Genomic DNA, 12,835 nt, shown 5'->3' on the forward strand with positions numbered 1-12,835 from the left:
GCCTAATTTAGGTTAACGTGAAAACGTTAGACTAAAGGAGCGGTAGTTCAGTTGGTTAGAATACCGGCCTGTCACGCCGGGGGTCGCGGGTTCGAGTCCCGTCCGCTCCGCCAACATTAAGACGAAAGCCTCTGCAGTAATGCAGAGGCTTTTTTCTTTATGCATTTTTAAGTCTACACTGGCGAACTTGCTCAACTTTTGAAAAGTTTCTGTATATTCATTGATACAATACCTTAATCCATTCAAGAGCACTTGTGCGCGACTTGGCAGTATTGGCCCTTGGCACTGATCTCCGCTGGATTAAATTGTATAATGCCGATTATATTTTGTGGGTAATAAAAATGAATTGTCGTCTTGGGTGTGGTGCTTGCTGTATTGCACCATCAATTAGCAGCGAAATACCTGGTATGCCAAATGGCAAAGCCGCAGGTGAGCGCTGTGTACAGTTGAGCGATGATAATTTGTGTTTGATTTTCGGCTCGCCGGATCGCCCTGCTGTTTGTAGTGACTTTGATGCATCTGAGGATGTGTGTGGCCATTCAAATGAAGAGGCACTTTGGTTGATTCGCAACCTTGAATCTCAAACGTCTCATTGAGTTTTTCGCTGACAGGTGAACTATGCAGTTAACACGCTATACCGATTTTGGTGTTCGCACGCTAATGTATTTGGCTGTTCAGCCGGAGAGAACAACATTATTTCGGATTGCTGAAATAACCCAGGTGTTTGATTTATCGCCAAATCATGTGTCTAAAATTGTGCACCATTTAGGAAAGCTGGGTTATCTAGAAACTATTCGCGGTAAGATGGGCGGTTTTCGTCTCGGTAAACCTGCGACTGAGATTAACCTAGGTCTATTAGTGAGAGCACTAGAAAACTCTTTGGCACCGATAGATTGCAGCAAACCTTACTGCCGATTTACCCCTGCGTGTCAGTTGAAGGGCGTATTAGCGCAGGCGGTTGCAGCTTATTTAAATGTACTCGATCAATATAGTCTGCAGGATATAGTCAGTAATCGCGATGAACTGCTAGCTTTGCTGCCGGATATGTCTATTCCAGTCTTACAGTTGGATTAGTAGGTTCCCTGTGAACTAAGTCGATAGGGAGTAGTTTTGATGTGGGCACTAACTCGATTCCTTCAGCCTTGAGGCGCGCTAGATTAGCCTTTAAGAAACGGATTGTTTCTGGATAGGGATGGGCAATGGCAACAAGGCTCTCTTGAATATGCGCTTGCTCTATCATTAGGTTGAATTGCTTTTCCAGTGCTTGTGCGCTGACATCATTGTCGAGAAATAGCTTACGTCGCAAGAGCGGTACACCGAGTTGATCTGCTTTATCTCCAGCCCTGGTAAACTGTGTTGTCATGCTATCGACAAAATACAGTTGCTTCTGTTTTAGACTCTCCATAACCCAGAGCATAGGGTCATCCAGTTGAGTCAGTAAGCTCCCCATATGATTATTCACGCCTTTAGCAAAGGGTACGCTCGCTATTGCATCTAACACATGGGTACGGATTTGCGCTTCATTCATCGAGCTTGTTAAGCCTCCAGGGCCTAATGCTTTACCATTTAGCGCCTGCATGGGGAGATGAAGCATGATCTCATGGCCTTTTGCATGCCCAGCTTTTGCCAGCTTTTTGCTAAGTGGTGTGTGCGGCAATACGGATAGTGTCACAGTGCTAGGCAGGGCGAGCACGGCTTCATCGGTGTGACGGTAGCCTATGTCATCAATAATCAGCGCAAGTTGTGCTGCATGACACGGGATAATATAGAGGGCTATGAAGGCCAAAGAGTAGAATAGGCGCACTGTTTCTGCTTATTAGTCATGGTGTTGTATCCAAGCAATAGCCGAAGTGACAATATGGTCTTGGGTAACATCTTCACGCGCTGATAGGGCATCGATTATAGCCACATTCTCTCCGTTGGAGCCAGTGGGATTGGCAATTTTAATATCAGGCTCGATACCAATATCGTGGATGTTTTCTCCTTTGGGGGTGTTGTACTGAGCAATGGTCAGCTTAATCGCATTACCATCGTTGAGGATAGGGATTAGGCTTTGGACCGTACCTTTCCCAAAGCTGGTTTCACCTAAGAGTTTAGCGCGACCATTTTCCTGCAGTGCGGCGGCAAGAACCTCTGATGCAGAGGCCGAGCCTTTATTGATCAGTACTAGCATAGGCACATTAGTAAGCATGGTTTGTGGTGAGGCGTAATAATCTGAATTGGCATCGAAAAATCGCCCCGTAGTCGAAACAATACGTCCCTTGGCGAGGAAGAGATCGGCAATTTTGATGGATTGATCGAGTAACCCACCAGGGTTATTCCGTAGATCGAGAATAAGTCCGCTTAGGGGGATAGTTTGCCATTGGTTAAGCGAGTGAATCATATCTGTGGTGGAGTTCTCTTGAAAGCTACTGAGTCGGATATAACCTATATTGCCTTGCAGTAATTTACTTGTAACCGATTGAATCGTTATGGTACTTGGTGTGAGTGACACCTCAAACTCGGCGCTGTCGTTATGATGTTTTAGCGTGAGGCTGATGCTCTGTTTGTTCAGACTATATTGCTTGATTTCATTGAGAATACTGGCAAGGTTGGTTTTGGTGGCAGGTTTATTATTCAGCTTGATAATAGTATCACCGGCTTGAATGCCAGCCTGTTCAGCGGGGGAATTAGCAAAGGGAGCGATAACGCTGATCCGATCTTTATCGCTAGCGACCTCAAAACCGAAACCAAAGTATTCCCCTCGGTTAGCGTCTTTTAAATCAAGCAAATCTTGATGATTTAAGAAGCTAGAGTAGGGGTCTAAATGTTCAAAAATCCCCTTGATGGCCGCTTGGACTAATTCATCCTTAGAGACGGTTTTAACGTAGTAGGTTTCTACGGTTTCCAGTACATCCTGAAGTAAAGGGTAGTCAAAGCCGCTGCGGTAGGATTTGGCATTCTCTTGACTGGAGAGGCTGATGGAAAGGCCTAAGGTTAGGCCGAGTCCAACGCAGGCGATATAGCGGATCATGTGTTTCATAGCCGTCCCCTGTAATGATGGGGACGGCCACCTTAGCGACAGTACTGATTAGCGACAGTACTTGGCTGGATCGACGGCTTGCCCCTTATACCTTATTTCAAAGTATAGGCCAGGCTCGGTCTGTCCACCCGAACGTCCGACTAAAGCAATTGCTTCGCCACTCTTGACCATATCACCTGGGCTTTTCAATAGGGCTTGTGCGTGACCATAGAGGCTCATATAGCCTTTGCCATGGTCGATCACCATTACCATCCCAAACCCCCGCAACCAGTCGGCGTAGATCACCTTTCCACCGGAAACTGCGCGAATATTTTGCCCTTCTGGCGCCGATAACATAGTGCCTTTCCACACTACTTGGCCCGAACGTGGGCTGCCAAAGCTGGCGCTGACGCGACCTTTCGTCGGCCATTTAAGCTTGCCGCTTTGCTTACCAAAACCTTCCATCGAGGGATTGTCTTTCATTGCCCTTAGAGCCTGTTCGACAACCCGTTTTAAGCTTGCCTCTTCAATTTGCAGTTGTTCGAGTTCGGCACCTTTAGTGTTGAGTGTGCGCTGCAGTTCTTTAAGAGTCTGTTGACGTTGGTTTTGTTCTTGGCTCAAGCGCTTAGATTGCACTTGTTGCTCGGCAACCAGCTTAGTGAGCTGTTGTTGCTTACTGGTTTGTGAGGCTTTAATTTCATCAAGCTCGGTGAGAGTCTGTTTTAATTCATTGATTGACTTCATCCGCGCTTTATTTAGATATTGATAATAAGTCAGCATGCGCTCAATGGTGGCGGGACTTTGCTGGTTTAGCATCATCTTAGTGTAATCGTGATTACCCGCTAAATAGGCGCTAGATAGTTGTTTTGATAACGTTTTTTGCTGGCTTACTTTGAGTGCTTCCAACGCTTCTTGACGCTGTTTAAGCTCGGCAAGTTTAGTGTCTATCTGCACCAAACTGTTTTTGGTGCTATTGACCTTTTTGGCGGCCGCCGCAATCGCCTCTTCATCGCTTCGCAGCAATGACAGTAATTTTTCCCGTTGCTTACTGGTGTTTTTAAGCGCGCTTTGTTGTTTATTTATTTGCGCTTGGATTGATTTCAACTCGGACTGACGCTTCTGCAAATCAGAAGCGTTAGCCGAAAAAGATAACATCATAAAGCCAGCAAGAATGCTGGCTTTAACAAGGAGTCGAGTGCTCACTAGGTAACAATTACTCTTTAATATGGATTAATGGCTTACCCGTCATCTCTGCGGGAATGGCTTCGCCCAGTAGATGCAGAATCGTCGGTGCGATATCGCTCAGTTTGCCACCGGCATCTATGCTTGCGTCTCGGCCCACAAACACAAAGGGAACCAGTTCACTGGTGTGAGCCGTATGGGCTTGACCTGTCGTTTCGTCGGTCATTTGCTCGGCGTTGCCGTGGTCAGCGGTAATAATACATTCCCCACCGACTTTAGCCAGTGCTTCAACCACGCGGCCGATACAGGCATCGACAGCCTCACAGGCTTTAACGGCGGCATCGAAATTACCCGTGTGGCCAACCATATCGCCATTGGGGTAGTTACAGATGATCACATCGTACTTAGTCGATTCAATCGCCGCCACGAGTTTGTCGGTCAGTTCGGCCGAACTCATCTCTGGTTGCAAGTCGTAAGTCGCCACTTTAGGTGAGTTGATCAGGATGCGATCTTCACCTTCGAATGGCTCTTCCTTACCGCCGTTGAAGAAGAAAGTCACATGGGCGTATTTTTCAGTTTCAGAGATACGCAGTTGGGTGCGGCCTTGTTTCTGCAGCACTTCACCTAAAGTATTCACTAAGTTTTCAGATGGATAGGCTATAGGCGCCTTAATATCTGCCGCATATTCTGTCAGGGTGACAAAGTGCATTTTAGGCACGACAGCACGTTCGAAGCCGTCAAAGTCAGGATTGATAAAGCTGCGGGTGATCTGGCGGGCACGGTCGGCGCGGAAATTCATAAATATCAGCGCATCACCATCCTGCAGAGTGGCAATGTTGCCTTCGCTATCGGTGATCGCCGATGAAGACACAAACTCGTCGTTCTCATCGCGGGCATAGGCGGCTTCTAACGCTGTGACTGCATTGTCGTATTGGAACTTTGCCTTGCCCTGGGTGATCAGATCGTAGGCTTGCGACACTCGGTCCCAACGATTATCGCGGTCCATTGCGAAGTAACGGCCGATAATCGATGCCACGCGGCCATGGCCTAATGTAGTAAACAGATCATCAAAATGGCTTAAGCTGCCCTTAGCGCTGCGTGGGGGAGTATCGCGGCCGTCAAGGAAAGCGTGCAGATAAACCCGAGTCGCACCACGAGCCACGGCCATTCGGCATATGGCTTCGATATGTTCTTCATGGCTGTGCACGCCACCGGGAGAAAGCAGACCCATGATGTGCACTGCGCCATTGGCTTTAATCGCCGAGTCTACTGCATCGCATAGGGCTGGGTTTTTCTCAAACTCATGGTCGCTAATCGCTTTGCTGATACGCGTCAGTTCTTGATACACGATACGGCCGGAGCCTAGATTGATGTGGCCTACTTCAGAATTACCCATCTGCCCATCGGGCAAACCTACATCTAAACCAGAACCAGAAATTAAACCGTGGGCGTATTGGTCGTTGAGGCGGTCGAGTACTGGAGTCTTAGCGTGGAAAATGGCATTCATATGCGTATTTTCACGGTAGCCCCAGCCATCGAGGATCAACAACGCGATTGGACGTTTAGTTGTCGTCATGGTGTTACCTTTAAGTTTTAAAGAAGCGATAGAAATCTGAAATTGGTCAAATATTACTACGTAAGCGGGGTACGAAAAAGCGCTTTACCTAGATTAAGGTCATCGAATCACTAATTCATCGGATTATGTGAGCATAGAGATAATCGTGATGGCGCAAGGGCTGAGCTGTGTTCTAGAACTGTGACTAAACTGCTGCAATCTGCCATGGCAATGGGTATACTCTGTGCCCTTATCGAATTTTTCGCCATTTATACGGGCTGTAACCATGCAAGAATATATCGAATTTTTTAAAGCTCACTCTATGTTAAGTCTGGCCTGGGTGGGATTATTTGTTGTACTCGTGATCAGCATGATCAAATCGAGCTTCTCTAAAATCAAAAATATTACTCACCAAGAACTCACCATTATGGTGAACAGACAGGACGCCAAAGTGGTTGATGTGCGTTCAAGCGACGAGTTCCGTAAGGGTCACATTGTTGATGCACTTAACGTTACGCTGGCGGATATCAAAAATAATCAGACTTCAGCCCTTGAAAAGTTTAAAGCCAGTCCCATTATACTTGTATGCAATGCTGGCATGACCTCGTCTCAAGCGGCTCAGCTTTTAAGTAAACAGGGTTTTGAGAATCTGTATAACTTAAAAGGTGGTATGGGTGAATGGCAGGCAGCGAATATGCCTGTTTCAAAAAGCAAAAGATAAGTTGTCGGCGGCAGTTATGATTTGTGCTGTAACAGTCATCTCGACTATGCAGCAATAGAGTCATCATTGTTTGGCATACTGATCCTGCGGTCGCTAAGGGCTTAGATTAAGTTTTTAGACTCGTTATAAAGATACACTCTAGGGTGAAATATTGGGATGGCACTGGATTGATACAGGCCTCTAACCCCAAAGCCCGAGCTAAATAGACATATAAGTCAGCCTTCAACGAAAAGCTGGCACAACATTGATAGGATAGGTAGGAAATTATGGCTGAAGTAACAAACAACGAACAACAAGCCCCACAATTCAACATTCAACGTGTTTACACTAAAGATGTTTCTTTTGAAACGCCTAACAGCCCAGCGGTATTCCAAAAAGAATGGAATCCAGAAGTGAAGTTAGATTTAGACACGCGCAGCGCTAAATTAGCCGATGACGTATACGAAGTTGTACTGTCTCTGACGGTAACAGCACAAAACGGTGGCGATACCGCTTTCCTATGTGAAGTACAACAAGCGGGTATCTTCTCTATCGCTGGTTTAACTGAGCCACAATTGGCACATTCATTAGGTGCATACTGCCCTAACATCCTGTTCCCATATGCCCGTGAAGTTGTGAGTAGCTTAGTAGGTCGTGGTACTTTCCCACAACTGAACCTAGCACCAGTGAACTTCGATGCGCTGTTTGCCCAATACGTGCAACAACGTCAAGCCGCTGCTACTGCACCCGCAGCCGAAGAAGCAAACGCTTAATTACATGAAAAACTCTGCCGACATCACGGTATTAGGGGCGGGCTCATATGGCACCGCCCTTGCCATCTCTTTAGCCAGCAATGGTCATAAGACCTTGTTATGGGGACACGATCCTGTCCACATGCAAACGCTCGCGCAGGATAAGTGCAACCAAGCATTTTTGCCTGGTATTGCGTTTCCTGATTGTTTACAGATCGAAGCCGATTTAGCCAAAGCCTTAGCTGCCAGTAACAATGTGTTAGTGGTGGTGCCAAGCCATGTGTTTGGAACTGTGCTTGAGCAAGCTAAACCTTTGCTGCGTAGCGATGCGCGCATCGTCTGGGCAACCAAGGGGCTCGAGCCTGAGACCGGACGTTTGCTGCAAGATGTGGCCCGTGATGTGTTAGGCGAGCAATATCCGCTGGCGGTGTTATCTGGGCCGACCTTCGCGAAGGAATTAGCCATGGGTTTACCTACGGCTATTTCAGTTGCGGGCACCTGTCCACAATTTACCGCCGACTTAGTGGAATTGCTGCATAGTCCTAAGCGTCTACGTGTTTACGCTAATGACGACTTTATCGGCCTGCAATTAGGCGGCGCGGTCAAGAACGTCATCGCCATTGGTGCGGGTATGTCCGACGGCATTGGCTTTGGTGCTAATGCGAGAACGGCCTTGATCACCCGTGGTTTAGTCGAGTTAACCCGTTTAGGTGAAGCCTTAGGCGCCAGCACTGCCACCTTTATGGGCATGGCGGGACTGGGCGATTTAGTGTTGACTTGTACCGACAACCAATCTCGTAACCGTCGTTTCGGTTTAGCCTTAGGTAAAGGCTGTGATGTGATGACAGCGCAAGCTGAAATCGGTCAAGTGGTTGAAGGTTATCGCAACACCAAAGAAGTGTTTACCCTTGCGAAACGCCTTGGGGTGGAAATGCCAATCACAGAGCAAATTTACCAAGTCTTGTACCAAGGTAAATCGCCCGTCGATGCTGCCAAAGAGTTGCTCAGCAGAGAAAAGAAATCAGAAACGCCTGCGCAATAAACCGCGAGCCGTGATGATGCTGTAATGCCGAATAAAAGAAAGGGTGCTAGAATAGCGCCCTTTTTTATGCACGGAAGTATTTATCCCCGGTCGCCAGGGATGGTGAAAGAGGGGATTTGTGCCTAGCGTTTGAGCCAGACTCTTACTCCATTTAGCGGTTGCTAACTTGCTTGCTAAAGGTTCGCGAGTCTGCAGACTGCCCGTTGGCAGCCAATACCAATCAATTTATCTGTGTGGAGTAATTGCGTGAAACATCATGATGTCATTATTATCGGAGCCGGCGCCGCAGGATTAATGTGTGCAGCGACCGCGGGTTACCGAGGCCGTGATGTACTGGTACTCGACAATGCCAAGCAGGCGGGGCGTAAAATCCTCATCAGCGGTGGCGGGCGTTGTAATTTCACTAACCTTAAAGTCGAGCCCGCTAACTTCCTCTGTGGTAACCCCCATTTTGTTAAGTCGGCACTGGCGCGTTACCCATCACAGCAGTTTATCGAACTGGTTGAGCGCCACGGCATTGAATACCACGAACGCGATCACGGCCAATTGTTCTGCAATGACTCGGCTAAAGAAATCGTCACTATGCTATTGACCGAGTGTGAATGGGCGGGCGTGACGATTAAGCTACGTACCGATATTTTGGCCGTTAAAAAGACAGAAGCAGGACGTTTTGAACTTAACACCTCTAATGGTGAACTCAGCTGCGACTCATTGGTTATCGCCACGGGCGGCTTATCCATGCCTAAACTCGGCGCCACACCTTACGGTTATCAACTGGCCGAGCAATTTGGCCTTAAGGTATTGCCAACCCACGCGGGACTTGTACCTTTTACCTGGCATAGTGAAGATAAAATTCGTTTCGAGCCTTTGTCGGGCATTGCGGTGCCGAGCCGTATTACCGCTAAAGATGGCACGGCGTTTAGCGAAGCGCTGCTTTTTACCCACAGAGGATTATCTGGCCCTGCTATTTTGCAAATTTCCAACTACTGGAAAGCGGGTGAAACCATAGAAATCAATCTATTGCCAAATATGGATGCCGAGCAGGTGCTAGAACAACAACTCGCCGCGCACCCTAAACAAAGTCTGCGTAATACCTTAAGCCAGTGGTTACCTAAGCGGCTGGTGGAAGTGTTATTCGATGAGGCTTTATTAAACAAAGCGTTAAATCAATTAGTGCATGCAGAGCGCGCCAAGCTAGCCGACGATCTCCACCGCTGGACAGTGTTAATGAATGGCACCGAAGGTTATCGCACCGCCGAAGTGACGCTAGGCGGCGTCGATACCCACGAATTGTCCTCCAAAACCATGGAAGCCATTAAGGTTCCCGGCCTATTTTTTATCGGCGAAGTGATGGACGTAAGTGGTTGGCTCGGCGGGTTTAATTTTCAATGGGCCTGGGCATCGGGTGTCGCCGCAGGGCAAGCGGTGTAGTCCCTCGCCGGCATAGGAGTGATTAAATTAAAACGTAAACACTCAGTGTCTTGGCTCCGTCATTGATTACAATACCATTTAGTACGCTCAGGATTTATTGGACTTAACTACTCATAACTGTTGGCCGTCAGCCCCTGTAACCAGCCCCAAAGCTACGGTTAGCCATATATCCTCATTGCGGTTCTATCTCTGTCACGGATGTTTCTGGGATAGTACCTAACAATCGCAGCGACTGTGGTTGTTCCGCCGAGCGTAATCCTATGTCGAGATAACGCGTTACCTCCTCAAATTGTCCTGTTTCCCGTAGCAGAGGGATTAATGACTCATAGGCTTTTGTGTAGTTTGGGGAAATTTGCAGAGAGCGTTTAAAGGCTGCAATCGCGTCGAGAGGTTGATGCATAAGAGCCAGCAATCGTCCTTTGTACAACCATGCCGAGTGCATATTTGGCCGCATCGCAATTGCGGCTTCGATACTGGCCAGTGCTTTAGGCTTATCGCCTAATCTGAATGCTGCTAACCCCAAGTTGTAATAGGTTTCTGGCGTAGCTTCAATGCTGAGGGAGCCCTCTAAGGTGGAAATGGCTTCCTTTATTTTGCCTTGTCCGAGTTGCATTATGCCTAAACGGGTCAATACGGCAGGATCCTTAATACCCTGTCGTAGCAGATAACTCGCAGTGTTTTCGGCGTTCTCATATCGATGTAATTTGAGCTCAGAATTTAACAAATCGACATAGGGGAGCGACAAAGGTAATGGATTTTTGATAAGCAAGTTTTTAAGTGCGCTGGTGGCATCTTGGGTCGTCAGTGATCTGAGAGCGGCCGTGGCACGATAAATTTTGGCTTCATCATTCTTAGGAGGATCCCCCCAGGGTAAGAGGTTTAGCTCTGTGATCACAGGCTCTGTGTGGGGCTTTTCCCGCTGTAACTCCTTGATGTCAAAGGGACCTCTGGCAATACGATGATCCGTCATTGTGACTTTAATGACATCTTGGGTGCGTCGTGTTGGCATATGACAAGCAACGCAATCACCTTTAGTATCAATAGTTTGATTATGGAGTTTAGATGCTTGCTGATGGCAGTTAAGGCACTTGGCAGAGACTGTTTTACGGAAACTCATCGATTCCGGTTTAATATGGGGATCATGGCAGCTAATACAGGCCAACTGTCCCGCACTTTGTTGGTAGCATTTGCTTTGCCAGAGGCGATAACCATGGTGATTGATTTCGAATTTATCTTCGGAGCGAATATCGGCCTCGGTCGTTTCGACATGGACTATATATTCGGAGAGTTTCTGGCCGGGCCGGAAGGAATAGTCACTGCGATCGAACTTCCTCGCGCCCACTATGCTAACCGCGGGTAACATATGACATTGAAAGCAGACCGAATCTCTTTCTTCTGGTGGCAGTCTGCGGGGGTTAATTATTTTGGCTTGTATCTCTTGGCTAGGACGCACATTTAGGGCGGCACGGATATGATCTGCGCCTGGACCATGGCAGCGTTGACAGCCCGTGCCTTGGGGGAGTTCCAATGGAAAAAGATGAGGCGCTAAATAATTATCACTGTCCATCGCCACCTCTGGAAAGGCGTTATGGCAAAAGAGACACTCTCTTCTTACCTGCCGCTGCACACCAGAATGGCTTTTATTTTCAAATCCAGGTGACATACCCCATTCATTTGTTTGGGAATACCATCCCAGCGGTAGCATAAATAACTCCCCTAACTCAGTACGATATAGGTAACTGCGGGCGCGATTCCCCGACCCTAGCACCCAGTCAATGGGGGTAGTAAAGGTATTGATGGGTTTGCCATTGAGGTCTTTTTGATAGCGATAAAAAGTGAGTTTATCGTCATGTTTATCTATACGGTAATAACGCTCAGAAGTGGCGTGGTAAAATTCCTCGCCAAATTTCTCTATCGGTTTAGCGTTGGCTGGAAGTGTAAAAGAACGCGCCATCCCCACAGATTGGTAAGACTGGTAAAGGTTCATATGGCAAGTGCTACAGGCCAGATCTGGCACATAGCCAGCCGCTGCGCCTGTGGTTGCTTTTATATTGAGTTTTGTTAAGGGATCGGGCGTAGCTGAAGATAGCTGAGGGATACTGAGCAAGGTTAGCACTATGATTAAAAAGTTAACTCGCACCCTAACTCCCTATTTATGCAGAATATAATTTGAACAGTTTCCATCCTTTCACAGGGTTGGCTTATTGGTCAAGCTGTATGCGAATGTGAGATGGGTCATTTGGCCTTGCCCTAATGCGCAGTGATTTTGCCGTTTATTTCGATCATGACTTTTTTGCCTGCAAATCATTAATAGTCAAAAGAGTTTGGATGTCCCACTCGAGTCCTCCGCCGAAGTCACGCTAGGAGGTGTCGATACCCACGAACTGCCCTCCCAAACCATGGAGGCCGTTAATGTCACCGGCCTGTTTTTTATCGGCGAAGTGATGGATGTAAGTGGCTGGCTCGGCGGGTATAACTTCCAATGAGCCTGGGCATCCGGCGTCGCTGCAGGGCAAGCGGTTTAGTCTCTAACTTGCAAGAGTAATGAGTTTAAAACCCTGACTGTTTGAACTCATCAAAGCCAATCTTCTAGCTAAATCAGCAAGACGGCTGAATCGTATATTGCGTTATATGCATTGCCAGTGCTTTCCCAGTGACACGCCGCCCTTTTATTTTACAAGAAGTATCCCTATAGGCTCGACGGCGGCATCTGCAATACATGGAAGTGTAAATGCCGCGTTCACATGGCCAATGATGTTCCCGACATCATAGTGGCATTTCCCATATCCCTATGGGGCTGATGTGAAAGAGCGGCCATGCCGCCAACAATCACTGTTGCAACTGTGGCAATCTTAACGACCACTGAACTGTTCATCTGGCTAAAAGATATTGCCCCAAAACTAGATAAGTTTGTCGTCAGGTGTACAGGATGAATTGTCATTGTTTCCCCTGTGACACGCCATAAACTCATCCCTGAGGGCTCGACGGCGGCATCCATGCCGCCAACGGTCACAGTTGCCACAATGCCAATCTTTACGACTATTGAACTGTTCATCTGGCTAAAAGCTTTTGCCCCAAAGTGTGTTTCGCAGTTCAAAAGGGGAATAGGCCAAGTAAAGCTTTACCTATAGAAAAGTTGATGGTTCGACTTAGAAGTTATGTATCCCATCTT

Annotated in this window: 12 protein-coding genes, 1 tRNA gene, 1 rRNA gene and 1 pseudogene (1 of these 15 cut by a window edge); 9 read left to right on the plus strand and 6 right to left on the minus strand. The window is 47.5% G+C overall.

Annotated features, from left to right (window positions below):
* The 4 genes from rrf to COW15_RS20130 form a co-directional block, all read left to right on the plus strand.
* Window positions 1-24: ribosomal RNA gene (gene rrf, locus COW15_RS20115) — 5S ribosomal RNA — on the plus strand (it extends 103 nt beyond the left edge of the window).
* A gap of 12 nt (window positions 25-36) precedes the next feature.
* Window positions 37-113 (plus strand) — tRNA-Asp (locus tag COW15_RS20120).
* A 228-nt stretch (window positions 114-341) separates the two neighbouring features.
* The gene (locus COW15_RS20125; RefSeq protein ID WP_293635617.1) at window positions 342-596 is read left to right on the plus strand and encodes a YkgJ family cysteine cluster protein; all 255 of its coding nucleotides are present in this window, start codon (window positions 342-344) and stop codon (window positions 594-596) included.
* Between the two features lie 22 nt (window positions 597-618).
* Window positions 619-1,074 carry an Rrf2 family transcriptional regulator gene (locus COW15_RS20130; protein WP_293635439.1) on the plus strand — a complete coding sequence of 152 codons (456 nt, stop codon included), beginning with the start codon at window positions 619-621 and terminating at the stop codon, window positions 1,072-1,074.
* Here the strand turns inward: COW15_RS20130 and COW15_RS20135 are convergent.
* Genes COW15_RS20135 through gpmM form a run of 4 tightly spaced genes read right to left on the minus strand, consistent with a single transcriptional unit; the run spans window position 1,049 to window position 5,759 of the window.
* Entirely contained in the window at window positions 1,049-1,804 is a 756-nt protein-coding gene (locus COW15_RS20135; RefSeq protein WP_293635441.1) for a divergent polysaccharide deacetylase family protein, read from the minus strand. The two genes, COW15_RS20130 and COW15_RS20135, sit on opposite strands and share 26 nt — an antisense overlap.
* Before the next feature lie 12 nt (window positions 1,805-1,816).
* The gene (locus COW15_RS20140) at window positions 1,817-3,022 is read right to left on the minus strand and encodes a S41 family peptidase (protein ID WP_293635443.1); all 1,206 of its coding nucleotides are present in this window, start codon (window positions 3,020-3,022) and stop codon (window positions 1,817-1,819) included.
* A 48-nt stretch (window positions 3,023-3,070) separates the two neighbouring features.
* Window positions 3,071-4,204 (minus strand): peptidoglycan DD-metalloendopeptidase family protein, encoded by a 1,134-nt coding sequence (locus COW15_RS20145; RefSeq protein ID WP_293635445.1) that lies wholly within the window; start codon window positions 4,202-4,204, stop codon window positions 3,071-3,073.
* A 10-nt stretch (window positions 4,205-4,214) separates the two neighbouring features.
* Window positions 4,215-5,759 carry a 2,3-bisphosphoglycerate-independent phosphoglycerate mutase gene (gpmM, locus tag COW15_RS20150; RefSeq protein WP_293635446.1) on the minus strand — a complete coding sequence of 515 codons (1,545 nt, stop codon included), beginning with the start codon at window positions 5,757-5,759 and terminating at the stop codon, window positions 4,215-4,217.
* Window positions 5,760-6,024: 265 nt separating this feature from the next.
* On the opposite strand from gpmM, the gene COW15_RS20155 reads away from it, so the two are divergent.
* The 4 genes from COW15_RS20155 (at window position 6,025) to COW15_RS20170 (ending at window position 9,663) form a co-directional block, all read left to right on the plus strand.
* Entirely contained in the window at window positions 6,025-6,459 is a 435-nt protein-coding gene (locus COW15_RS20155; RefSeq protein ID WP_293635448.1) for a rhodanese-like domain-containing protein, read from the plus strand.
* A 266-nt stretch (window positions 6,460-6,725) separates the two neighbouring features.
* Window positions 6,726-7,211, plus strand: a complete 486-nt coding sequence (gene secB / locus COW15_RS20160; protein ID WP_293635450.1) for a protein-export chaperone SecB — start codon at window positions 6,726-6,728, stop codon at window positions 7,209-7,211.
* A 4-nt stretch (window positions 7,212-7,215) separates the two neighbouring features.
* Window positions 7,216-8,232, plus strand: a complete 1,017-nt coding sequence (gene gpsA, locus COW15_RS20165) for an NAD(P)H-dependent glycerol-3-phosphate dehydrogenase (RefSeq protein WP_293635452.1) — start codon at window positions 7,216-7,218, stop codon at window positions 8,230-8,232.
* Between the two features lie 246 nt (window positions 8,233-8,478).
* The gene (locus COW15_RS20170; RefSeq protein ID WP_293635454.1) at window positions 8,479-9,663 is read left to right on the plus strand and encodes an NAD(P)/FAD-dependent oxidoreductase; all 1,185 of its coding nucleotides are present in this window, start codon (window positions 8,479-8,481) and stop codon (window positions 9,661-9,663) included.
* 172 nt (window positions 9,664-9,835) lie between these two features.
* Here the strand turns inward: COW15_RS20170 and COW15_RS20175 are convergent, their stop codons facing one another.
* Window positions 9,836-11,803, minus strand: a complete 1,968-nt coding sequence (locus COW15_RS20175; protein ID WP_293635456.1) for a tetratricopeptide repeat protein — start codon at window positions 11,801-11,803, stop codon at window positions 9,836-9,838.
* Window positions 11,804-12,008: 205 nt separating this feature from the next.
* On the opposite strand from COW15_RS20175, the pseudogene COW15_RS20180 reads away from it, so the two are divergent.
* Window positions 12,009-12,149: pseudogene (locus COW15_RS20180) on the plus strand (NAD(P)/FAD-dependent oxidoreductase); the annotation flags it as partial.
* Window positions 12,150-12,403: 254 nt separating this feature from the next.
* Here COW15_RS20180 and COW15_RS20185 read toward each other — a convergent pair.
* Window positions 12,404-12,718, minus strand: coding sequence for a hypothetical protein (locus COW15_RS20185; protein WP_293635458.1), 315 nt, complete (start codon window positions 12,716-12,718; stop codon window positions 12,404-12,406).
* Between the last annotated feature and the right edge of the window lie 117 nt (window positions 12,719-12,835).

The organism is Shewanella sp. CG12_big_fil_rev_8_21_14_0_65_47_15 (genome assembly GCF_002783505.1).
Lineage (GTDB): Bacteria > Pseudomonadota > Gammaproteobacteria > Enterobacterales > Shewanellaceae > Shewanella.

Coding starts and splice junctions, on each gene's coding strand:
- COW15_RS20125 (WP_293635617.1), top strand. CDS start 342: ATGAATTGTCGTCTTGGGTGTGGTGCTTGCTGTATTGCACCATCAATT.
- COW15_RS20130 (WP_293635439.1), top strand. CDS start 619: ATGCAGTTAACACGCTATACCGATTTTGGTGTTCGCACGCTAATGTAT.
- COW15_RS20140 (WP_293635443.1), bottom strand. CDS start 3,022: ATGAAACACATGATCCGCTATATCGCCTGCGTTGGACTCGGCCTAACC.
- gpmM (WP_293635446.1), bottom strand. CDS start 5,759: ATGACGACAACTAAACGTCCAATCGCGTTGTTGATCCTCGATGGCTGG.
- COW15_RS20155 (WP_293635448.1), top strand. CDS start 6,025: ATGCAAGAATATATCGAATTTTTTAAAGCTCACTCTATGTTAAGTCTG.
- secB (WP_293635450.1), top strand. CDS start 6,726: ATGGCTGAAGTAACAAACAACGAACAACAAGCCCCACAATTCAACATT.
- gpsA (WP_293635452.1), top strand. CDS start 7,216: ATGAAAAACTCTGCCGACATCACGGTATTAGGGGCGGGCTCATATGGC.
- COW15_RS20185 (WP_293635458.1), bottom strand. CDS start 12,718: ATGAACAGTTCAATAGTCGTAAAGATTGGCATTGTGGCAACTGTGACC.